This window comes from Acinetobacter sp. yr461 (assembly GCF_900110445.1).
GTDB classification, from domain to species: Bacteria; Pseudomonadota; Gammaproteobacteria; order Pseudomonadales; family Moraxellaceae; genus Acinetobacter; species Acinetobacter calcoaceticus.
On record NZ_FODU01000008.1, the window covers coordinates 38670 to 62290 of the forward strand.

The window sequence follows — 23621 nt, forward strand, 5'->3', positions numbered from 1 at the left end:
AGAGATATTTTATATGACAGCTTTAGTTAGTATTATTGTGCCGGCTTATAATGCCTCAAATACTGTTCTTGATACTATTAAATCAATAGACGAACAAACTTATACAAATTTTGAGTGCATAATTGTAGATGATGGATCAAACGATAGTGCTGAGTTGTGTGAAAATATATCTGATTATCTAAGTAGAGATAAATACAAATATTTTAAAAAAGAAAATGGAGGAGTGTCGAGTGCTAGAAACTGGGGAGCAAATAATGCTTCCGGTGATTATTTGATGTTTGTTGACTCTGATGACAAAATTGCATCTAGCTATATTGAAAAATGCTTAAATATATTGCAAACACGTCCTGATTTAGCATTAGTGTGTACAAATGTTCAAGAGTTTGAACGATCAAATAATAAGATTAGCCATAAAATAGTAAGTTTAAAAGAGTTCATTTTTCATAATGCTATTTTTCCATGTATTGCTCTAATGCGGACTGCTGACTTTAAAAGAGTAGGAGGCTATGATGAAAAACTTAAAGTTTGTGAAGATTGGAACTTATATATCTCTTTATTAAAGAACAATAAAAACTATTTTGTTATTCCAGAATATTTATATTTTTATAGAAAAAGATCAGATCAGTCTAGTTTAACTGATCAAATTGATTGTCAAAAAATTTCAAAAGAAATTGCTTTGAATAGAATATTTGATAACCATAAAGATTTATACAGTGATCAACTTGGATCAATCTGGAACATGGTTGAGAAAAATAATCAAATCATAAAAATTTCTAAACGGTATAGTAGAGGTGTTAATCTCATTTTTATCGTATCACTAATAAGTTTCTTTATTACATTCTGGAATGGTTCCACTCAATATATTAAACTAACTTTAATTCTTAATATATTTATTTTTGCACTATTCCTTTTTTTAAATAATAAATTTAAAAAAGAAATAACTAAGTATAGATATTAATGGATTTTAAAAATCAAGAAGTGAATTTTTCTTAACTTTATTTGATTTAATATACGGCTCTAATAAATTTCTATCTGAGCCAATTAGCTTTATAAGGTATGGCATATTTAATGGTCTATAGTTTAATACTAATGACTCAATAAAGTGGATATTAGATTTATCGTTGAAACTATGGTAAATAAAAGCGTTCTCATCACAGTTAATTAATGTGATGCTCATCTCTGCTCTTCTAAGAACTTTTTGACAAGCTACATAAATGACAAGATATTCAAGTCGGCCAATGTTTTGAAAGTATTCATCATAGTTTGGACAAGATTTTTTTATCTCATGAATGTAGTTTTTAATTCCTAACTTAACTGCATAAATGAGCTCATCTAGCCACTCTTTAAAGAAAATATTATTTCTCTCTGAGGCTAAAAGCCAACTTTCAATGACTGGGTACTGTTTTACAGTTGTATTGGCATTTCTATAATACCCAAATGCTTTGGTTTTATTGTTATTACATAGATCAATAATCCAGTCTAAATTACTATAGAGAATTACACTTGCATCAACCCAAATACCACCATGTTTATATAATAAATATAAGCGTAGTAGATCAGATTTTAATTGAGGAGTGAGGCCTTCAAATTGAGAAAAGTCAATTTCGCAAAAATCACTTATATTGTTATTGTCTAAAATGTGAACAGTATATTCATGATTCAAACTTTTAATACGTTCTAAACAACGTTCTACTAGTTCTGGTTTTTTAGAGTCCCAGTATATCCATATGATTTTTGGAATATTAATTTTACCTTCAGATTGAGGATGAAGGGTAATTAGATTTGCTAGGTTGTTAGGTTCAAGATTTTTGATACGCTTATCTATATAGAATTTAAGATGAAACCTTAAAAGGAAAAAAATTTTTCTTGTAGATTTGCGTAAACCCATAACAACCTCAAATGATAAATAAAAAGAATTTTTTATTTATCCGTATTTCCTTTTAAAACCATATAAATCAGCGCAACAAAAATAAGCAATGCACCTGCTAAGCTACTTACGCAGAAATAAAGAATACGTTGATTTGTATTGATGTTAAATAACTCATTGGCAAGGATATAGCGCATGAAAAACCATTGCGCAAGAGAGAATACAATTACGATTAAAGCATGTCGACGTACATCAGGGCGCATTGCCATAATGAATCACCAAGGGAGAAAAAGTGGGGGTATTATGCCATTTGCCCACTCTCATCTCAATAGAGCCTTAATTGAGTAAAATTGTGTAGAAAAACTAAAATTATGAATAGATTGTGAATTTTTATTAACATTAATAAACTTTGAGGTCCATTTTTTATCTGAAATTTTCTAGTAAATTTCTGTACTTATTTGGATATATGTTTAATGCAGCCTGTTGATTTTGTAATGATTTGGGTGGATTCAACCGATACGAAATGGCAGCATCAATACATATATTATAAATCGAGAGAAACTAAAACAAAGGTAGTTGAACTCGTTGATCAATGTCGCTATCGGGACTGGAATAATCTTCATTACTGGTTTCGATCTGTTGAGAAATTTTGTCCGTGGGTCAGAAAGATCCATCTGGTGACTTGTGGTCATTTCCCTGAATTTTTAGTCAAAAATCATCCTAAGTTAAATTTGGTCACACACGATCAAATTATAGAACCAAACTGCTTACCTACATTTAACTCACATGCTATTGAAATCAATATTCATAAAATTGAGGGGTTAGCAGAGCATTTTGTCTATTTTAATGATGATACCTTTATCAATAGGCCGTTAGAGCCTGATTTCTTTTTTAGAAAGGGTTTACCTTGTGATGGTGTGCGTTTACAGCCACTCATGGTGGTAGGTGAAGAGAACTTTTTAGGAGCAGTTGCCTTAACAGATGTTGCAATTATTAATAAACATTTTGATAAAAGAAAATTATTTCATAAAAATCCCTATGCTCTTTTTAATTATCGCTATTCTATGAGCAGTAATTTGGGGAATTTTTTAAGTTTATATAATCGAAAATTTTCAAGCTTTTATAGTACTCATTTGCCTCAACCATTTTTGAAGTCAGTCTTTGAGGAAGTGTGGAAAACTGAAGAGGCTTACTTAAAAGAAGTATCAAGTCATCGGTTTAGACAGCCTTTAGATGTTAACCAATATCTTTTCCGATTATGGCAATTGTGCTCAGGTCGCTTTTATCCTGTAAATATATTTGAACGGGGTCAAAACTTTAACTTAAGGCTCCAAAATCTTCCTGAAATTAATAATGTTATTAAGAATGAAAGGCTTCCACAGATTTGCCTAAATGACGATGAACATGTGGTCGATTTTGAAAAGCTTAAAACAGAAATTATTCAAATTTTTGATCAAAAATTTAAAAAGCTCTCAAGTTTTGAAAAAGAAATATCTCATTAAAATTTGAAAATTACTCAATAAAAAACCCTGCAATTGCAGGGTTTTTTAATTTGAAAATCTAAAAATTATTTAGTTTCTTCAGCTTTTGGCTTTTCACGTAAGCGGATGCCCAAGTCACGAAGCTGATTTGCTTCAACAGGAGCAGGTGCTTGAGTAAGTGGACATTCAGCAGTTTTAGTTTTCGGGAATGCAATAACGTCACGAATAGAAGTCGCGCCAGTCATTAACATCACTAAACGGTCAAGACCAAATGCTAAACCACCGTGAGGAGGAGCACCGTAACGAAGCGCATTTAGCAAGAAGCTGAATTTCTCTTCTGCTTCTTCATCAGAAATACCAAGCGCTTCAAAAATCGCTTTTTGCATTTCTAATGTATAAATACGTAGCGAACCACCACCAACTTCAGTACCGTTCAATACCATGTCGTAAGCAACAGAAAGTGCTTCACCTGGATTGCTCTTCACTTCTTCTACGCTTGATTTTGGTAGAGTGAATGGATGGTGAACAGAAGTCCATTTGCCATCGTCAGTTTCTTCAAACATTGGGAAGTCAACAACCCAAAGTGGAGCCCACTCACAAGTTGAAAGATTCAAATCATGGCCAATCTTCACACGAAGAGCACCCATTGCATCATTTACAACTTTAGCTTTATCTGCACCGAAGAATACGATATCGCCATCTTGCGCGCCAACACGTGCCAACAGTTCAAGTACGATCGGCTCAATGAATTTCACGATTGGAGATTGAAGACCTTCAATTCCTTTAGCGAGTTCATTAACTTTGATATAAGCCAAACCTTTTGCACCATAGATGCCAACGAATTTGGTGTATTCATCGATTGCACTACGTGGCAATGATGCTGCACCTGGAACACGTAAAGCAACAATACGACCTTTAGGATCTTTTGCAGGACCCGCAAATACTTTGAACTCTACTTCTTGCATTAAGTCTGCAACGTCGACGAGTTTCAACGGAATACGCATATCAGGTTTGTCTGATGCATAGTCACGCATTGCATCTGCATACGTCATACGTTGGAATTTATCGAATTTAACGCCAAGAAGTTCATCGAACATCTTCACAGTTAGGACTTCCATTAAGTCCATAATGTCATCGTCACTCATGAACGATGTTTCAACGTCGATTTGAGTAAATTCTGGTTGACGATCAGCACGTAAGTCTTCGTCACGGAAACATTTCGCGATTTGGTAGTAACGATCAATACCACCCACCATCAACAATTGTTTGAATAATTGTGGTGATTGTGGAAGTGCATAGAAACTGCCATTTTGTACACGACTTGGTACTAAGTAGTCACGCGCACCTTCAGGTGTTGCACGTGTCAAAATAGGTGTTTCAACGTCTAAGAAACCATTGTCTTCGAAATAATTACGAATAAGATTGGTTAATTTAGAACGGAAGCGTAAACGATCCAACATTTCAGGACGACGAATATCTAAGAAACGATATTTCAAACGAATTTCTTCAGAAATATTGGTATTTTCATCATTTAACGGGAATGGAGGTGTTTCTGAAGCGGCAAGAACTTCGATGTCTTTACCTAAAACTTCAATTTGACCACTCACCATATTGGCATTTTCAGTACCTTCATAACGGCGACGAACACGACCTGTAATTTTTAATACATATTCAGAACGTGCTTTATCTGCAGTTGCAAATGCTTCTGGAGTATCTGGGTCAATAACCACTTGAACGAGACCATCACGGTCACGCATATCAAGGAAAATAACACCACCATGGTCACGGCGACGATGTACCCAACCGCATAGTGTAACGGTTTGGTCGATTTGGGCTTCAGTTAAAGAGCCACAGTAATGAGTTCGCATCATAATGAAGATTATCCAAACTATATTGGCTGAAAAGACGGATGCGTAAACCGCGCACCGTCAAAAAAAATAAGTTTTCGATTATGCCTTGTTGCATGGTTTGTCACAAGAAGTAGATCAAAAAACCGCAGAAATTAACCTGAAAATGAGCAATTTGGCAGCAAGTTTCCTGATTCATCCCATTCTTTGTTGCCGATCTAAAAACAAGAATAATAAGCATCCTAAGCTAAAGGTGCTTAACCAGCCCTGCATAAACTCATTAATCGAACGGCCCGTGAAATAGTAGGTATCGGCATGCCAAACCTCATGAGGAATGTAGCGAGCATAATCCCAAAAAGAAAATAAACCCAAGAGCGTAGATAGAATAAAAAGAGTCCACGCGAAAATTTTAATTTTTCTACTTACTTTCCAATGTTGTTTATAGCGCTGGTAATAGTGAAGGCACATCCAAGCGAGAAAAGGCAAAGCAAGAGCAGAAGAGCCAAGTTGTAAAAGACGATGCAAAGGGTAGGGATGACCAAAAAAATGAATAGTTGTCGCTAATACATCTTTAAATACAAACGTTCGAAAGTCTGAATGTGTTAAACCATCCCAAATTAGATGAGTTGCTATACCGACAATGAGTGCAAATATAACTCCAATAAAAAATATAAAAATACGTTTTAAAGAGCTGAGGCCAAGATCATGTTGCACACCAAAAAAACGGTACACCACTGGACGATAAAGAAAATACCAAACAGCACAAAAGACGAGGCCTAATGCAAGATTGGGATAGATCAGGCCTTTCCATTGGTGAGTCAGCATGCTGGTATGAACTGTAAATAAGCGGTAAAGATCGGGTGTCATACTCCCAATGGCTAAAGCAGCAATCGGTAAAGTGTTTTGGCTAAGCTTAGATAAGGGAGGAGCTATAACGGCATGAGAGATGGTAAAAGGCATTAGAAATCAAAAATTACTCACATCATTTAATTGACCAGTCTAACGAATCGTCTAATTAAAAATGTTTTTTATTGCAATACAATCGAAATGTTATAATATAACAAAAATAAAACATATCGTGATTCGGGACACATCCAATGCAGTTTTATAAAAATATTTTGACCTTATCCATTTTAGCTGTCATATCCGTTCCTTCGTTTGCAGCAGAAAGTGAAAATGTTGAAAAGTTAGAAACCATTCGAATTAAGGCTCATCCACTTGAGCAAACTTCACAAGATTTTGCAGTTGCAGATACTGTTGTTGACCAAAAGCATTTATCACAAGGTGCTGCGACCATTGGGGACGTACTCAGTAACGAAGTGGGAATTTACGCTAATCAGTTTGGGGCTGGTTCGAGTCGTCCAGTTATCCGTGGACAAGATGGTCCACGCGTTAAAGTACTTCAAAATTCCTCAGAAAATATTGATGTCTCGACCTTGTCTCCTGACCATGCGGTAACTGTAGATCCTGTGCTTGCAAAACAAGTTGAAGTGATTCGAGGCCCTTCTACTTTACTGTTTGGTGCGGGAACTGTCGGCGGTTTAGTTAACGTTATTGATAACAAGATCCCTACGCAAATGCCTGAAAATGGTTATGAAGGACAAGTTGGCTTACGTTACAACACTGGAAGTGATGAAAAACTGGCGAGTGCTGGTGTAACTGTAGGTTTGGGTAGTCAAGTGGCTTTACGTGTTGAGGGGTTAACACGTGATGCGAATAACTACATAGCACCAAATTATATTCATGAAGGTGAAAAAGAGCGCCGTGTAGACAATACTTTTGCTCAAGGTGATTCAGTTAACGTTGGGTTGTCTTGGATTTATGACCGCGGTTATACCGGCATTTCTTATAGCAACCGTCGAGACCAATATGGTTTGCCTGGGCATAGCCATGAATATGAAAGTTGTAGTGCTCATCTAACGGGAATACCGCATTTACATTGTGGCGATCATGAGCATGAAGATGGTGAAGAAGCTCATGACCATGGAAATGAAGAACATGATCACGAACATGGTGGCCCATGGATTGATTTAAAATCTGAGCGTTATGATTTTAAAACTGAGTTAAATGATCCATTTGCAGGCTTCCAAAAATTACGTGCTCAGGCCAGTTATACCGACTATCAGCATGATGAAATTGAAGAAGGGGCAATTGCTACCCGATTCCAAAACAAAGGCTATGACGGGCGTATTGAGTTAGTACATAACCCTATTGCTGATTGGGAAGGGGTAATTGGCGCGCAGTTAGGCCAACAAAAATTAGATTTGACTGGCGAAGAAGCCTTCATGGCACCGACCACCACCAAAAAGTGGAGCGTGTTTGCCTTAGAACATAAGCAATGGAAAGACCTACATTTTGAGCTTTCTGCACGTGCAGATCAGCAAGAAATTGATGTAGATGATAACTCTAAACAAGATTTTGATGGTTCTGCCTTTTCTTATGCAGGTGCTGCGAACTGGGAGTTTGCACCAAACTATAAACTTTCTTTTGTAGCCTCACATCAAGAACGTTTACCTTTAGCTCAAGAGTTATATGCAAATGGTGGGCACTTTGCGACAAATACTTATGAGTTAGGAAATGATCAACTCAGTAAGGAAAAATCGAATAATGTTGAGTTAGGTTTGCATTTTGATAATAACAAACTTGATTACCATCTTCATGTTTACCATAACTGGTTTGATGACTATATCTATGCTCAAACTCTTGACCGTTATAAAGACTTCCGTTTAGTTCAATACACTCAAGATAAAGCACGCTTCTATGGTGCAGAGGGGGAAATTGGTTATCAAATTACCCCAATGTACAAGATCAGTGCTTTTGGTGACTATGTGCGCGGTAAAATTGATGCTGAAGGAAATGCACCACGTATTCCAGCAGGACGCTTAGGGACTAAAGTTGATGCAGACTTCGGTGATGGTTTTAGTGGTTCTGCCGAGTATTATCATGTCTTTAACCAAGACAAAATCGCGGCCTACGAGACCGAAACTGAAGGCTATAATATGCTAAATCTTGGTGTGGCATATTCTGGGCAATATGGCGCAAAAACAGATTATCGTGTCTATATGAAAGCGAATAACTTGTTAGATGACACGGTTTATCAACATGCTTCGTTCTTATCAAATATTCCACAAGTTGGCCGCAATTTTACAGTAGGCGTTGATTTTAAGTTTTAAGGCTTTAACACGAAACTAAACTTGAAAAATCAATCTAAAAGACCTAACTTGAAACTATCAAGTTAGGTCTTTTTTATGCGTATTTTTCAACGAATTCATCAAAAAATAAATTGGTCAGGGCGTCGTTATATGGCGATATTACTTTGCGTTGTTGCTATTGCATATCTTGCATCGGCAATTTACCACACAGTAAAACCATTGCCACAAGGGATTAACTTTAGTGGCAAGCTTAGACATGCCGATGTCAAATTTTTAGCAGATAAAACCTACCTTGATGCAAAAGGACAACAACAGGTTGATCAGCACATCTTTGATGAAATCTTGAAAATGATTGATGAGGCCAAAACCACGATTGTGGTGGATATGTTCTTGTTTAATTCAGAAGTTGGCGATTCAAAAATAAAGCAAAGACCTCTCATGCAAGAGTTAACCGATGCATTGGTAAGTAAAAAAAGACAAAATCGCCAAATTCAGATTGTGATGATTACTGACCCGATTAACTCGGTCTATGGCGGCTTAAAACCTGAAAATTACCGTCAGTTACGTCAAGCGGGTGTTGATGTGATTGAAACCAATTTAGGCCCATTACGTGCGTCTAACCCATTCTGGTCTGGCTTATGGTACATCTGCTGCCAGAATGTCGGAAATAATCCTGAAAAAGGCTGGTTACCAAATCCGTTCGGTGATGAAAAAATTACACTGCGTAGCTATTTAAACTTATTTAACTTTAAGGCGAATCACCGTAAAACCGTGGTCGTCGATACCGATGCGGGCTGGAAATCACTCGTAACTTCTGCAAACCCACACGATGGTAGTTCTAGACACTCAAATGTTGCATTGGTTGTAACGGGAGCCACAGCAGCTGATGTTCTACAAACTGAAGCAGCGGTTGCACGAATGTCGGGAAGTAGTGCACCCTCGCTCATTTTAGGTGATTTTGAAAAAGACGTAACCAAACCTCAAGTCCAAGTCTTAACTGAAGGGGCGATTTATCAATCTGTATTAAAATTGATTAACTCAGCTAAGCCTAAAGAGCACCTTGATTTAAGTATGTTCTATTTATCTGAGCGTAAGATTATTCAGGCTTTAAAAAATGCTCAAGAAAGAGGGGTGATTGTTCGCGTTTTGCTTGATCCAAATAAAGATGCTTTTGGCCGACAAAAGAATGGTATTCCAAACCGTCAGGTTGCCTCCGAACTTCATGCTGTAGGTATTCCAATCCGTTGGTGTGATACGCATGGCGAGCAGAACCATAGCAAAATGATCTTAAAATATAATGCTCAGCAAGCTGATTTGATTGTAGGGTCGGCCAATTTTACTGCTCGTAATTTAAAAAATTACAACCTTGAAACTGATATGTTAGTGATTGGCAAAGTTCAAGATCAAGTATTTAAAGATGCTCAAAATTACTTCAATACATCGTGGTCAAACCTGCAAGGTAGACAGATGAGCGTGGACTATGTGAAGTATGCAGATGAGTCTAAAGTGAAATATTGGATTTATCGTTTTATGGAATGGTCAGGGTTGTCGACTTTTTAATTTTCCAATTTTTAATATTTGGTCTCGTATATATTTGGCAAGATGTTTGGCGACATGGATGTCGCCGTTTCACTGTGTTGCAGGGAAGCAACATCAGTGAAACAAAGGTTTTCGTCACTTTTGACCTTTCAAAAGTGAGGCATTAGCCTATACAAAAGAAATTAGAACATCACTGTAAGTAAAGGCTGTGCCACAAGAGCGATAAAATTAAATAAGATGATTTTTAAGGCGCTGGCGGAATCAACTGATCCAAAGTTTTATCATCTAACTTTTCCAATTCACTCAAATCAGTCTTAATTTTCCACTGTGACTCATCATCAACAGGATTTGGTAAACGTGCCTCAAGCCAGTCACAGACCACATCTGGAGAAAACTCCGGATGATTACACTGAATAATCCACGATAAAAAATCTTTTGCTTCACCGTTCATGTAAGGAGGTGGAGAAACAGGAAAGAATAAGGTCGGTAGGCGTTCGTTTGTTGATAGGTAGTTTAAAACATGCCCTAACTCTTGAACTGTTTGCCATGCAAGTGGATGTTCTACATCAATACTGAACTTAAACCACCAAGCGTGTTCGCCATCTGCTCCATTCGCCATGATACGTGCTTCTTGCACACTTGGAACTTTGCAGAAAAACTGATGAAGACGTTCAAAACTGATTTCAGACACAGCAATTGACCTAGCTAGAAAAAAGCTAATGTTAGCATAGATACAGATTCTTCATATTTTCTTTATAGTCATTACAAACCTTAGCAATGTTATCTGTTTTATTCATGGTTTCTCCTTGACTGTCTTCTAATCTAGCTTCATATCAAGATTAAAAGGAAATAGGGCATGAAAAAGCCAATCGTTCTTGTACTTTCGACATTAATGTTAGGTATATCAGCTACCGCGATGGCCGATACAAATCATCGTTGGGATAATAACCATGGTAGAGACCATGACCGATATGAACATCGTGATCGTGATGACCGTCGCCACGATTATCGTAATGATCATCGGGCTCCAAGTTGGTCAAATGCCGATCGTGGTAAGCACTATGGTCGATATGTAGCATTTAAACGCGGTGATCGTATTCCTGCGGAATACCGTAATAGTCGCTATTATGTTTCGGACTGGAGATCGCATCGTTTGTATGAGCCGCCACGTGGATACCGTTGGGTTAAAACGCCGAACCAATATTTACTTGTAGACTCAAAACATCAAATTTATCGTGTTCGTTAATTTTGAAATATAGAATATATAAATGGCCTCAATGTTGAGGCCATTTTTCTAAGCTAATTCATCATCTTGAGGCTGAGGAGGCTTTAAAGTTGTGGGTGTTTTTGCATGCTTTTCTTTCATCACTGAAGGATAATTCCAAGATGCAAAACGAACGACTAAGATAGAAAGGGCTAAAATAAGAATTGAGCCTGTAATAATGACTTGGTCCATATCCGCTTTATGGTCATGTTGGATATCTGAAATAAGTAGACGGGTTAATGCCGTAATCGCAACATAAATAAGAAAGCGTACAGGCATATGATTGGTTTTAAAGTAAATCCCAACCATTGCTCCAAGCTCTAAGTATATAAATAATAATAAAATATCATCAATTGAAGCATACTTTTTGACTGTCAAAATTTCAAAAACAGTATTGGCTGCGGACCAAGCCACCATACAGCCAATAATAAACAAGGCTAAATAGTGGAAGGCTTCAACGGCATAATGACCAAATCGGTCCAGAATACGCTCATACTTTTTGGGATCAGGCATAGTAAAATCTTTTGTTTGCTTCTTAATGTTTAGAAATTAAACAAATTTCATGCCAATTGAAATAGTAGATACAAAATAAAAAACGCCTGATTTTTCAGGCGTTTTTTATAAAGAACTTAATTAAGCTTGGTTCGTAAAGTAATCTTCACTAAAGCCCATAATTAAGTCAGAACCTGCTTTGATTTTAGCAATACGCGCATCAATATCTGGCAAGATACGTTCAACAAAGTATTGAGCTAAAGCAAGTTTGTTTTGATAGAAATCACCAGATTTATCTTTGGCAGCAGCAGCAATTTTCGCAAACATATAAGCGAAACTGAGTAAACCAACTGCATGTAAGTAATCAACAGCAGCAGAGTTCGGGAAGTCTACATTTTCAGCAGCTTGTTCAATAATAAACTGAGTGATTGCTTCGATTTCAGTTGCAGCATCTAAAGTTGCATCTTTAATAAAGTTCAAATCTGTGTCTAAGTCATTTGCAAAGTCACGGATTTCAGTGATGTATTCAGCAATGAACGCACCGCCACATTTAATGGTTTTACGACCAATTAAATCTTGAGATTGAACGCCGTTCGTTCCTTCGTAAATTTGAGCAATACGAAGGTCACGAATGCACTGTTCCATACCCCATTCACGGATATAGCCATGCCCACCGAATACCATTTGAGCATCTAAAGTTGCTTGGAATGCTGTATCGGTCAGGTAAGCTTTAGCAATCGGCGTTAAAAGCGCAACGCGATTATTGGCTTTTTTCACAGCTTCGGCATCAGTTGAGAATTTAGTGATATCGAGCTGTTGACCTACATAGACTGCAAATGCACGTGATGCTTCATTGTTTGCGCGTACGTTTAACAACATACGACGCACGTCACCATGTACCAAAATGCTATCTGCTGGTTTGTTTGGTGATTGAACACCTAATGCACTACGGCCTTGTAAGCGGTCAGTCGCATATTGTGCTGCATTTTGATATGCAAACTCAGATGCACCTAAACCTTGAATACCCATAGATAAACGTTCGTAGTTCATCATGACAAACATGGCAGCAAGACCTTCGTTTTCTTTACCAACGAGGTAACCTTTTGCTCCATCAAAGTTCATCACACAAGTTGCAGATGCTTTAATCCCCATTTTATGTTCGATAGAACCTGGACCAACTAGGTTGCGTTCACCTAATGAACCATCTTCATTAACAAAGTACTTAGGTACGATGAACAAAGAAATACCACGTGAACCAGCAGGTGCATCTGGAGTTTTAGCAAGTACCAAGTGAATGATGTTTTCTGCTAAATCGTTGTCACCACCAGTGATGAAGATTTTAGTACCTGTAATGTTATAAGTACCATCTTCATTAGGTTCAGCTTTAGTTTTAATAATACCTAAGTCAGTACCTGCATGCGGTTCTGTCAAACACATCGTGCCTGACCATTCGCCTGAGTAAATCTTAGGTAAGTAAGTTTCTTTTTGTTCTTGAGATGCATAGCTGTTTAAAGCCATGCCTGCACCCACAGAAAGAAGCGGGTAGAGCATAAATGATGGGTTAGTTGCAAATAACATTTCATCAGAAAGAACGGTGAGCATTTTTGGCATGCCTTGACCACCCCATTCTTCGTCGGCCCCTAAGCCAATCCAACCGCCTTCTGCATATTGACGGAATGCATCTTTAAAACCTGCTGGTGTGAACACTTCACCGTTTTCATAGCGAGCGCCTTCTTCATCACCGGTACGGTTTAATGGATGAGTCACATTCTGAGCAAATTTAGCCATTTCTTCTAAAATTGCTTCAGCAGTTGCAGCATCTACATGAGCGAGTTTCTCATTAGACTGCCAAAATTGTTCTGCTTTGAATACATCATTTAAGATGAATTTCATATCAGCTAAAGGAGCATTGTAAATTGGCATAATCGTTCACCTTTTTTGTGCACATTGGCCTGTGCTAGATATCCTGTAAAACGAAATGGATATGGAATTTAAAGTGTAAATTTATCATTGATTTTATAAAAAAAGGACCGTCAAAACTGAGCAGTCCTTTTTTGTTTTTTAACATTGCATATCGCAACTAACTATGGTTAGAAAGCGAAATGTTCAGCATCTAATGACATTAATGGATCTAAGCCACCAGCAATAACATCTACATGTGAGCGAACACGTGGCAAGATTTTTTTGAAGTAGAATCGAGCAGTGGTTACTTTTGCATTGTAGAAGTCAACTTCGCTAGTACCTTCTGCTAATTTCTCTTGTGCAACAAGCGCCATACGAGCCCATAGGTACGCTAAAGTGATATAACCTGAGAAGTAGAGGTAGTCTACAGCAGCAGCGCCTACTTCATCTGGGTTTTGCATTGCGCGCATACCAATTTGCATGGTGAGATCGCCCCATTCTTTGTTAAGCGCTGCAAGCGGCTCAACAAATTCTTTCATGGCAGCGTTGTCTTTGTTTGCTTCAACAAATTTGTGAACCATTTTGGTAAAGTCTTTCAGCATTGCACCTTGAGTTTGCAATACTTTACGACCTAACAAATCAAGTGCTTGAATTTCAGTTGTACCTTCATATAAGCAAGCAATACGTGTATCACGTACGATTTGTTCCATGCCATGCTCAGAAATGAAACCATGACCACCGAAGACTTGAACACCGTGCTTAGCAGACTCAGAACCGGTTTCAGTTAAGAATGCTTTTGCAATTGGCGTCAATAAAGACAAGATGTTGTCAGCAAACTTACGCTCTTCTTCTGTTTCACCTTTTTCAACGATGTCAGCGTATTGAGCAAGTAAGTAAACAAGTGCACGGCCGCCTTCAGCAAACGCTTTTTGAGTTAAAAGCATATTACGTACAGCAGGGTGAACGATAATCGGATCTGCATCTTTTTCTGGAGCTTTCGGACCAGAAAGTGAACGCATTGCTAAACGTTCTTTCGCGTAAGTTAACGCACCTTGGAAAGATGATTCAGATGCTGCTAAACCTTGAACAGCAGTACCAATACGTGCTGTGTTCATGAAGGTGAACATACAGTTCAAACCACGGTTTTCAGGTCCAATCAAGTAACCTTTAGCTTGGTCAAAGTTAATGACACAAGTCGCGTTACCATGAATACCCATTTTGTGTTCGATAGAACCACAACGTACCGCATTACGCTCGCCAATAGTTCCATCTGCATTTACATGGAATTTAGGGACGATGAATAATGAGATACCTTTAGTACCTTTCGGTGCACCCGGTAAACGTGCAAGAACGATATGGATGATGTTCTCTGCCATGTCGTGTTCACCAGCAGAGATAAAGATTTTCTCGCCAGAGATTGCATAGCTACCATCAGCATTTGGTTCTGCTTTAGAGCGGATAATACCTAAGTCCGAACCTGCATGAGATTCAGTTAAGCACATCGTACCCGTCCAAACACCTGAAACAAGGTTTGGTAAATAAGTATCTTTCTGTTCATCAGAACCATGATGTTCTAATGTACGTACAGCTCCGTGAGACAAGCCTGGGTACATACCCCAAGACCAGTTTGCTGTACCAACCATTTCAGAAATTGCGATACCTAAAGAGTTAGGTAAAGCCTGACCACCGTATTGCTCTTCTGCTGATAGAGACGGAAAGCCAAGTTCAATATATTTTTGATAAGCTTCTTTAAAGCCTGTTGGAGTGGTAACTACGCCATCATTCCAAGTACAACCTTCGCGGTCGCCAACTTGGTTTAAAGGAGAAAGTTCATTTTCACAAAAGTCTGCCGCAGCTTCTAAATATTGATCAACCAATTCACGGCTTACGTTACCTTGGAAATCAGGTAATTTTGCATAGTGTTCTTCAGCATTTAATAATTCATGCAAAACGAATTGCATATCACGTAAGGGCGCTTTGTATTGTGGCATATCGGGTTCCTCAATACTGGTGAAACCAGAGTTATAATCTTAATCTATGATAATGTGCCATGAGGCACCTTGGACTATTACATCGTGCAACAACTTGCATAACTGTACAAGCACCTCAGGACCTTTACTTTGTGACTGCAAAGTCAAGAAAAAAATGCCTAAACTAGCTAAGTGCTTTGAGTGTAAACACTTTTGGTTATGTTTATATGATACAAATAGTCAAAATCGTAAATAGTTATGTATAAACAAAAGGCGCCTATAGGCGCCTTTTGTTTCATGATTTTTAGAGTTATTTTGCTTGAGTTGGTGCAGGAGCAAGGGCGTTAACTGGTGGTTGAGGGCGTTTTGGTTCAAAACGAAGGTTACAAGTACCTTCAATTGTTTTATCGCCAACTTGCACATTCACTGCTTGTCCATTTGCTTTACCATCACATGCTTTTTGGATTTGTTCAAAGCGAGCTTGACGTTCGGCACGGTGCTGTTCCCATGCTGCTTTTTGTTCTGGTGTGAATTCACGGTGCTTCATACGATGGTGACCCTCACGTGGGCCATCTTGCATCATGTGATGTTCTGGTTTTTGTGGTTGAGTCGTCGATTGACAAGCCGCTAAACTTCCCATTGTTACAATTGCCGCACTGAATAATGCAATTTTTGCCGTCATTTTCATATTTAAAGCCTTTTAATGTTGTGTTTACCATTGGCTTAAAGATTAGATAATAAAGATGTAGAAACAATGGAGAGTTTTTCTTTTCGTTGTTGGTTACAATGCCAAATATAGGGTAAAAATGAGAGAGTGCTTTTGAACGTTCTACGTGTTCCCATTGCATTACGGTTGTTTTTGACAGTCTTGCTCACCACATTGCTTATTGCGACTGCAAGCTTGAGTGTTTTGCACTGGACAATGCAAAAGAACTTTGCCAAATATGTGGCCGACGTTGAAATGCAAAAGCTCGACCGTCTCATTACCAATCTTGGCAATGTCTATACGGTGTACCATGATTGGGGAAATGCGATTCAGGCACAAATTTTACAAATTGAAGGGACTGCGGCTCCTGATGATTATGATCGCCTCTCGCAGTGGTGGCTCCGTCGCCAATATGATATTGCCATACAACAGCACTCTTTCGATGAACATGCCCTCATCAATATTTCACCTCAAGTTGCGCCGACAAATAAAAATACTATTTTTAGCGATGAAGAGTTAAAAACGCTTGAGCAAAATTTACCTTCTCAATATCAACCGTTTGAAGGGCTACGTTTCCCTTTAAGTGCAAACCAGTTTCGCCCAAGTGATGATAAAAATAAGTCAAAGAAGGGGAGCTTAAAAGATATTGAAACTCAAAATGGTAAGAAGCGTTTTATTGCGTTGCCTGACCGTTTGGGTTTAAGTTCTCGTTTGTCTTTATATGATGCAAATCACCAGTTTGTCGTTGGTGAACCGCCTTCTTCAGATCAGATGTCATTTCGCCCGATTATCTTAAACAATCAAGTCGTGGGATATTTAGGCTTAAAACCCGTTTTGGATAAAGAAGATGCTTTAAGTATTAATTTCTTTAGTAATCAAAAACGTTATTTACTCTTAATTTATGCTTTAACCTTGCTCTCAAGTTTAGTTGCGGCGCTATTGATGGCGACTTATTTTAAGAAACCGATTCAGCGTTTATTAAATGCGACAAATGAGTTAACGAAAGGAAATTATCAGCATCAAGTTGTTATTAAACGAAATGACGAATTAGGTGATTTATCCACCCAATTGAATCATTTGGCAGAGATTTTACATCGGCATGAAGAATCACGTCGTCAATGGGTAGCGGATACTTCCCATGAATTAAAAACGCCATTGGCTGTATTGCAAGCACAAATTGAAGCGATGCAAGACGGTATTCGAAAGGCAACCCCTGAACATCTTGATGCGATGATGCGTCAGGTTTCAAGCCTGAAAAAATTAACACAAGACCTTGCAGACTTGGCGCAGGCAGATGCACAACAACTCAAGTGTTATTTGAGTTCTGTCAATCCGTGGGAAGTGGTATTACAAGAAGTTGAAAACTTTAAACCGAAACTTGAGCAGGCTGGTCTGGAAATTCAAGTTGAAGGAACAAGTTCTCCGCTATTATTAGACCGTGATCGGTTTAAACAGATTATTGTTAATTTAATTAGTAATAGTATTCGTTACACAGAAACAGGTGGCAAAATTCATATTCATACAGCTCAAACTCCACAGGAGTGGACTTTGTATGTTGATGACAGCCCATTTGGTTTAAATGATGAGCAATTATCCCGTTTAGGTGAACGATTCTATCGCGTAGATGATTCGCGTACGCGTAGTACAGGTGGAACAGGGCTAGGCTTGGCTTTGTCTTGTAAAATTGCGCAGGCGCTCGGTGGTACACTCAGTTTTGAACATTCACCATTAGGTGGTTTACGTTGTGTACTCACTTTTAAAAAGCAGAGTTAAATATAAAAGGAAAAATATCTCATGAAACATGTGATGTTGGTTGAAGATGAAGTCGAATTAGCGCATTTGGTGCGTGATTATCTTGAAGCTGCCGGTTTTGAAGTAAGTATGTTTCATGATGGTCAAGATGCCTATGCGAGTTTCCAGCAACGTAAACCCAATTTAATGGTTCTGGACTTAATGGTTCCACGAATGGATGGTTTGACCATTTGCCGTAAGGTACGTGAACAGTCAGATTTACCGATTATTATGGTGACTGCTCGTACCGAAGAAATTGACCGCGTCTTGGGTCTGAATATGGGCGCTGATGATTATGTATGTAAACCGTTTAGCCCAAAAGAGTTGGTTGCTCGCGTACAGGCCGTTTTACGTCGTTTAGAACGTAAGGCAGAGCCCGAACAGAATGATTCTTTCCGAATTGATAAAGCACAGCAAAGAATTTGGTATCAACAAAAATCGTTGAGCTTAACGCCAACCGAATTTCGTTTACTTGAGCTATTTTTAGAGCATGTTGGACAAGTTTATTCACGAGCACAATTATTGGATCATATTAATCCAGATAGTTTTGACGTTGCCGATCGTGTGATTGACAGTCATATCAAAAACTTGCGCCGAAAAATTAGTGAAGCGGCTGAAACTGGTAACCGCCATGAGTGGATTCAAGCAGTTTACGGTGTAGGTTACCGCTTCGAATATCCAGAAGAATAAGCACTCACAAAAGTTATTCTGTGGATAACCACAATGTTATCCACAGAAAATGTGGATAATTTTAAATATTTTATGGATAAATTATAATCTTTGTATGATTTGGCACGAATTGCCAAATCTCGTCTATATCTGCATTTCTAACTGCGATGCATCCTAAAGTCCAATCTTTATGGGGCATATAAGTCGAGCTAAAAGGTATAGATAAAAAGGATTTTGGGACTGATCCATGAATCATGATATCTCCACCCGTTGGTTGATTATGTTGCTTGGCATAAGCAATATCTTTAGTATCGGGATAGGAAATATGCAAGGATTTATAATAGGCACTTTGTGAGTTTCGCCAATCTATAGAATAAACCCCTTCAGGTGTTTTTCCATCATTTTCAAAGTGTTTATGCCCTTCAGGGTTAAAGCCTAGACGAATAGGATAACGACGAATCACCTCATTATTATTTTTGAGTAGAAGTACGCGTTGATTTTTAAATACTTCAATTGAGGTGATGGGCTTGGTCTTAATTATTTCTAAGATTTCTTCGGTTGAAAGAGCTTTATGGGATGATGTAAAAGTCGGTAAATATTTTTCATAATTATAAAAAGCGATTCCTAATGGAATCATGAGAAGTGTACAAATAATGATAGGTCTAATTTTCATATATTATTCTTTGATGTTTAAGAAACTCTCTTAAGCGACTTAAGAGAGTTTTAGTCTTTAAAGTATTAAGAAGAACAGCTGACTGCTACGTCTGGTACGTCACTTGGTAACGGACCTAAATCTTGTGGTTGTTCGAGCTCTGGTTGTCTTGTATATGGCTGATCAAGCAGCTTAAATAAACGATCTACTTCGCTAAAATCATCTCGCTCAGCTGCCTCAATAGCACGTTGAGCCATGTGATTCCGTAAGATATAAAATGGATTAGCTTTTTGCATATTCGCATCAAGCTCATCTGTATCTTGATGTTCACGAATGCTTTGATATTGGCTAAGAAACTCATCAAACTGTCGAATATCAAGGCAATCATCTCGTAGAGTTTTATATTCTTTATTTTGAAGTCGGATAAAGCTCTGAGTGTAGTCGAGTTGTTCAGTTTGTAAGATTTTTAAAAAAGTAAAACTACAATCAAGACTGTCTTTATGAAAATGGGGAAGTCCCATTTTTTGACATAAACCAGTTGTGTAATGTTCCATGAAGGTTGGTTCAAATTGTTCTAAGCAGGCTGCTAATTCCTCTTTGAACTGATCCTTTTGTTCAGGCTCAGCGAGAGGGACTAAGTTATTTAACCACGTCCATAAATTCCAATGACCTATACTTGGTTGATTTTGGTAAGTATAACGGCCTTGATAATCCGAGTGGTTATTGATCCAGTTCGGACGGAAGCGTTCCATGAAGCCATATGGACCAAAATCGAGTGTAGAACCAGTAATGTTGAGATTGTCTGTATTCATCACACCATGAGCAAATCCAACCAACTGCCATTTAGCAATCATGATTGCAGTACGCTCAACCACCTTTTTGGCAAAGGATAAAATAGGGTTCTCAGTTTCTAGACATTCAGGATAATGCCACTCAATACATTTTTGAGTGAATTCTGGCAGTAACTCTGGAGCATATTGATTAATCCATTCAAAATGCCCTAAACGGATATGGCATTCAGATGTTCTTAGTAACATCGCGCCTAACTCTAGTTTTTCGCGCTGTACCCCTTGAGTGGAGGTTGTAAAACCTACTGCGTGGCTAGAAGCGACTCCTAAAGCATTTAGAGCATGCCCAGCTAAATATTCACGAACCACAGAACGCAATACTGCGCGTCCGTCTCCCATTCTTGAATAGGGGGTTGGGCCTGCACCTTTTAGATGTAGATCTATGGTTTGACCCTTTGTATTAAGTATTTGCGCAATCAGTAAGCCACGACCATCACCGAGTTGTCCCGCCCATTGTCCGAATTGGTGACCAGCATAGACCATAGCAAGAGAAGGAAATTCAGAGAAAGTACGCTGTCCGCTACAGATTTCAACCCATGCATTCTTTTCGTCTTCTGACCATTGCAGCTCATCAGCCAAAGCAGTATTGAAATGACCTGCTTTTGCACCACGTAAAGGTGATGGTTGCTGAACATGGAATAATTTAGACGGAAGTGAAGGGTAAAGCGGATTAAATTGCATGGGCTTGGCAAAATAGAGAAAGCAGATTTCACTATACCATAGTTAAAAAGCGGGCATAAAAATAGCTCCCGAAAGAGCTATTTTAGAGCAGAATTTATTTTAGTCTGATACTACATTAGTGTTCTTTTTAATGTTACGCATTAACGTTTCTAAACACTCACGATGATGACTTAAACGGTGTTCAAGCAATTGAAAATCAACTTTAAGCTTGTGATCCATTCTATGAATCTTTTCAGCCATTGCTGCTTTTTTCGCTTGTAGTTCTTGCTCTTTTAGCTTTGCCCAGTCATTTAATGTATGGGTAAAAGCTTCGTATTCCTGAGCAATACGTTGTTTCATCTGAGTCATATCAGCATTTACATTGTGACCATAAATAGCAAGGTCTTGTTCAGCGTATTTAAATTTCATCGCTAATTCTGCTTTTTTAATATTAAAGCTTGGAATACGACGTAAATTTTTAGCTAAACCAAGTTTAGAACATGACCAGATCAACCATTTTGTTGGATCATATTGCCACCATTTCACACCATTACGATAATCGTATTGGAAGATGTGATGATAGTTATGGTAACCCTCGCCCCAGGTAGCAATGGCTAACCAGAAATTATCACGTGCAGTGTTTTCGTCTGTATAAGGACGTTTACCCCACATGTGGCAAAGCGAGTTAATAAAGAAAGTCACTTGATGGCTAATGATTAAACGCAATAGACCACCTATGAGGACTACACCCCACAAATCGCCAGTTGCCCAACCAATTAAGCCTAAAATTCCAACATGAACTGCAACTACGAGTAAACCATAGTATTTATGCTGGAACATGACCAGTTTATCGTTCAATAAGTCTGGTGCGTTTTTAAAATCTGGCTCAGATGGTGAATGATCGCGGATCATCCAACCCATATGGGCATACCAAAAACCACGCTTAATTGAATATGGATCTTCATCAACATGATCAACATGTCGATGGTGTGTACGGTGACCAGATGCCCAGAACAAAATACTATTTTGCACGGCAAATGTACCACCAATCATTAAAAGAATTTTAAGTGGTAACGACGCTTCATAAGCTCGGTGAGCCCACAGGCGGTGATAACCAGCAGTAATCCCCATACTACTTAGAGCTAAAAGAAAAATTAAGCTTACCCATGCGCTTACACTAAAATCATAATAATACGCATAAATCGGGATTATGATTGCAGCAAGAATTGGTAAACCAATTAAGGTAATGCTAGCGGTCCAGTTAATTGGGGCTTTGAGTGGGGCGGAAGTCATATCCGGCAGCGCTCCTAGAAACCTTGTCAGACAAGGTACAAAGACAAAACGACATAGCAAAACCAATCATCAAGATATATTGCTATTCTATCCTTCATATTAGCACGTGCTTAGTGAGAATCACTAACATTATTGTACAGATGTATTGAAAGAACGGTAACAGATTTAAACCATGTCACAGAGTTTTTCAAGTAGGAGAAGTTGTTTAATGAACGTACAACGATTGAAAAAAAAGAACAGCATTGATATTGCAAGAAAATTATCATTGAAGTGTGTCTTGGTCACAATCAGTCTTGTATTAGCGGCATGTCAAAGTGCACCCGATCAAAATACAAAAAAAGTTCAAACAAAAAAAACAGTTCATCATGTTCAATCGCCAGTTGTAAAAAAGAGAGTGAGTCCTGATGGTATTCAAGATATTGATTGGCAGATTAACCAAATTAATGGTCACAAGGCTAAGTTTTTTAACCAATGGCCAGTTCTTTCTTTAAATTCTGCTGTCAAAACAGTATCAGGCCATACGGGCTGTAATGGCGTTTTTGGTCGATATACTTTTGATTTCAGTCAACAGAAACTTGATATGCAGGTCAATGCAGGACATTCAAGTTGTGATGGTGCGTTGGCTCAAGAGGCAGAGTTGATTGATTCTTTACAGCGTATTCAAAAATTTCAGTTAGTAGGCAATACACTCTATTTGCTTGACCAAAGCGGTCAGCGATTAATTCAGGCACAAAAGAAATAATAAAAGGTGGTTTTTACCACCTTTTTTATATCTAAAGCGCTTGTAACATCGCAGTTGGAATATCTGTAATTAGCCCTTGTACATCTAAATCCCGTAAAGATTTAGCTCGTTCAATGTCATTTACTGTCCAAACACTAATATTTAGGTCAGCTTGTTGTGAAAGTTGAATCATTTCATCTGTTGCGAGTTGATCATGCCAGCCAATATGACAGCAACCATATTGATGAGCGAGTTCAATTGCGATTGCACCCACTGGAAGCTCAACCAATAAGCCTCGTTTAAATTGAGAATTCATCTCACGTAAAGCTGTTAGGATCTGAAGGTCAAAACTTGTGATTGTTACGACTTTCTCAAAACCCTGCAATTCAGTCTCAAGCTTTTGAACGAGTTTTTCTGCTAAATCCATGCCTCTTACAGCTTTCACTTCAACTTCAATATGATCAAAGTTATCAAGTAAGTGTAAAACGCCTGTAAGTGTAGGTGTTGGTTCAGAGTTTGGCCAATTGGGCCAATTTTGACGATGATCAAATGATAATGCTTGAGACAAATTAGATTGCTCAACAATTTGATCTATTCCTGCGGTACGTAAAAAGTTGTCATCATGGATAACAACTAATTCTTGATCTTGAAGCTGACGAATATCAAATTCGACACCACGAATACCTAGATTTTTTAAGTGCTGAAAACCACCTAGTGTGTTTTCAGGAGCTTCTTTGCGTGCACCACGATGACCAATAATGCGCATA

Annotated in this window: 21 protein-coding genes; 8 read left to right on the plus strand and 13 right to left on the minus strand. The window is 38.2% G+C overall.

All coding sequences use genetic code 11. From position 1 onward, the window contains the following. Window positions 1-13: 13 nt before the first annotated feature. Window positions 14-958 (plus strand): glycosyltransferase family 2 protein, encoded by a 945-nt coding sequence (locus BMW38_RS12665; RefSeq protein WP_092708616.1) that lies wholly within the window; start codon window positions 14-16, stop codon window positions 956-958. Window positions 959-964: 6 nt separating this feature from the next. Here the strand turns inward: BMW38_RS12665 and BMW38_RS12670 are convergent, their stop codons facing one another. Then, window positions 965-1888, minus strand: a complete 924-nt coding sequence (locus BMW38_RS12670; protein WP_092708619.1) for a glycosyltransferase family 32 protein — start codon at window positions 1886-1888, stop codon at window positions 965-967. A 32-nt stretch (window positions 1889-1920) separates the two neighbouring features. Further along, a complete protein-coding gene (locus BMW38_RS12675; RefSeq protein ID WP_005036150.1) occupies window positions 1921-2136 on the minus strand; it encodes a hypothetical protein in 216 nt (71 codons plus the stop codon). A 204-nt stretch (window positions 2137-2340) separates the two neighbouring features. Between BMW38_RS12675 and BMW38_RS12680 the strand changes: the two genes are divergently transcribed. Beyond that, on the plus strand, window positions 2341-3369 hold the full coding sequence (locus BMW38_RS12680; RefSeq protein ID WP_213031158.1) for a stealth conserved region 3 domain-containing protein: 1029 nt from the start codon (window positions 2341-2343) through the stop codon (window positions 3367-3369). A gap of 65 nt (window positions 3370-3434) precedes the next feature. Here BMW38_RS12680 and aspS read toward each other — a convergent pair whose 3' ends face one another. Beyond that, complete coding sequence (gene aspS, locus BMW38_RS12685) at window positions 3435-5219, minus strand: aspartate--tRNA ligase (RefSeq protein ID WP_005036159.1); 1785 nt, start codon at window positions 5217-5219, stop codon at window positions 3435-3437. Between the two features lie 171 nt (window positions 5220-5390). Beyond that, window positions 5391-6155: a DUF4184 family protein gene (locus BMW38_RS12690; protein WP_092708622.1), complete on the minus strand. Its 765-nt coding sequence runs from the start codon at window positions 6153-6155 to the stop codon at window positions 5391-5393. 137 nt (window positions 6156-6292) lie between these two features. Here BMW38_RS12690 and znuD point away from each other — a divergent pair, with 137 nt between their 5' ends. Next, window positions 6293-8368: a zinc piracy TonB-dependent receptor ZnuD gene (gene znuD, locus BMW38_RS12695; RefSeq protein ID WP_092708625.1), complete on the plus strand. Its 2076-nt coding sequence runs from the start codon at window positions 6293-6295 to the stop codon at window positions 8366-8368. A gap of 75 nt (window positions 8369-8443) precedes the next feature. Continuing rightward, window positions 8444-9907: a phospholipase D family protein gene (locus tag BMW38_RS12700; protein ID WP_092708627.1), complete on the plus strand. Its 1464-nt coding sequence runs from the start codon at window positions 8444-8446 to the stop codon at window positions 9905-9907. Between the two features lie 223 nt (window positions 9908-10130). Here BMW38_RS12700 and BMW38_RS12705 read toward each other — a convergent pair whose 3' ends face one another. Further along, window positions 10131-10577 (minus strand): hypothetical protein, encoded by a 447-nt coding sequence (locus tag BMW38_RS12705; protein WP_004638883.1) that lies wholly within the window; start codon window positions 10575-10577, stop codon window positions 10131-10133. A 165-nt stretch (window positions 10578-10742) separates the two neighbouring features. On the opposite strand from BMW38_RS12705, the gene BMW38_RS12710 reads away from it, so the two are divergent. Next, window positions 10743-11132 carry an RcnB family protein gene (locus tag BMW38_RS12710; protein ID WP_005036171.1) on the plus strand — a complete coding sequence of 130 codons (390 nt, stop codon included), beginning with the start codon at window positions 10743-10745 and terminating at the stop codon, window positions 11130-11132. A gap of 48 nt (window positions 11133-11180) precedes the next feature. Here the strand turns inward: BMW38_RS12710 and BMW38_RS12715 are convergent, their stop codons facing one another. From BMW38_RS12715 to BMW38_RS12730, 4 genes are all read right to left on the minus strand, one after another. Further along, entirely contained in the window at window positions 11181-11663 is a 483-nt protein-coding gene (locus tag BMW38_RS12715; RefSeq protein WP_005036172.1) for a phosphate-starvation-inducible protein PsiE, read from the minus strand. A 120-nt stretch (window positions 11664-11783) separates the two neighbouring features. Beyond that, on the minus strand, window positions 11784-13565 hold the full coding sequence (locus BMW38_RS12720) for an acyl-CoA dehydrogenase C-terminal domain-containing protein (protein WP_092708630.1): 1782 nt from the start codon (window positions 13563-13565) through the stop codon (window positions 11784-11786). Window positions 13566-13732: 167 nt separating this feature from the next. Further along, complete coding sequence (locus tag BMW38_RS12725; protein WP_003655174.1) at window positions 13733-15535, minus strand: acyl-CoA dehydrogenase C-terminal domain-containing protein; 1803 nt, start codon at window positions 15533-15535, stop codon at window positions 13733-13735. A gap of 289 nt (window positions 15536-15824) precedes the next feature. Next, entirely contained in the window at window positions 15825-16202 is a 378-nt protein-coding gene (locus BMW38_RS12730; RefSeq protein WP_092708633.1) for a hypothetical protein, read from the minus strand. A gap of 132 nt (window positions 16203-16334) precedes the next feature. On the opposite strand from BMW38_RS12730, the gene baeS reads away from it, so the two are divergent. Further along, the gene (baeS, locus tag BMW38_RS12735; protein ID WP_045435620.1) at window positions 16335-17993 is read left to right on the plus strand and encodes a sensor histidine kinase efflux regulator BaeS; all 1659 of its coding nucleotides are present in this window, start codon (window positions 16335-16337) and stop codon (window positions 17991-17993) included. 21 nt (window positions 17994-18014) lie between these two features. Further along, on the plus strand, window positions 18015-18701 hold the full coding sequence (locus BMW38_RS12740; RefSeq protein ID WP_003655179.1) for a response regulator: 687 nt from the start codon (window positions 18015-18017) through the stop codon (window positions 18699-18701). A gap of 70 nt (window positions 18702-18771) precedes the next feature. Here BMW38_RS12740 and BMW38_RS12745 read toward each other — a convergent pair whose 3' ends face one another. The 3 genes from BMW38_RS12745 to BMW38_RS12755 all read right to left on the minus strand — a co-directional run bounded on the left by BMW38_RS12745 (window position 18772) and on the right by BMW38_RS12755 (window position 22133). After that, on the minus strand, window positions 18772-19353 hold the full coding sequence (locus BMW38_RS12745; protein WP_092708636.1) for a L,D-transpeptidase family protein: 582 nt from the start codon (window positions 19351-19353) through the stop codon (window positions 18772-18774). 65 nt (window positions 19354-19418) lie between these two features. Next, the gene (locus BMW38_RS12750; protein ID WP_092708639.1) at window positions 19419-20861 is read right to left on the minus strand and encodes a protein adenylyltransferase SelO; all 1443 of its coding nucleotides are present in this window, start codon (window positions 20859-20861) and stop codon (window positions 19419-19421) included. A 99-nt stretch (window positions 20862-20960) separates the two neighbouring features. After that, window positions 20961-22133 (minus strand): acyl-CoA desaturase, encoded by a 1173-nt coding sequence (locus tag BMW38_RS12755; protein ID WP_092708642.1) that lies wholly within the window; start codon window positions 22131-22133, stop codon window positions 20961-20963. Between the two features lie 208 nt (window positions 22134-22341). Between BMW38_RS12755 and BMW38_RS12760 the strand changes: the two genes are divergently transcribed. Then, window positions 22342-22875 carry an META domain-containing protein gene (locus BMW38_RS12760; protein ID WP_092708645.1) on the plus strand — a complete coding sequence of 178 codons (534 nt, stop codon included), beginning with the start codon at window positions 22342-22344 and terminating at the stop codon, window positions 22873-22875. Window positions 22876-22906: 31 nt separating this feature from the next. On the opposite strand, the gene BMW38_RS12765 is transcribed toward BMW38_RS12760, so the two are convergent. Continuing rightward, window positions 22907-23620, minus strand: coding sequence for a glycerophosphodiester phosphodiesterase (locus tag BMW38_RS12765; protein WP_092708648.1), 714 nt, complete (start codon window positions 23618-23620; stop codon window positions 22907-22909). Between the last annotated feature and the right edge of the window lies 1 nt (window position 23621).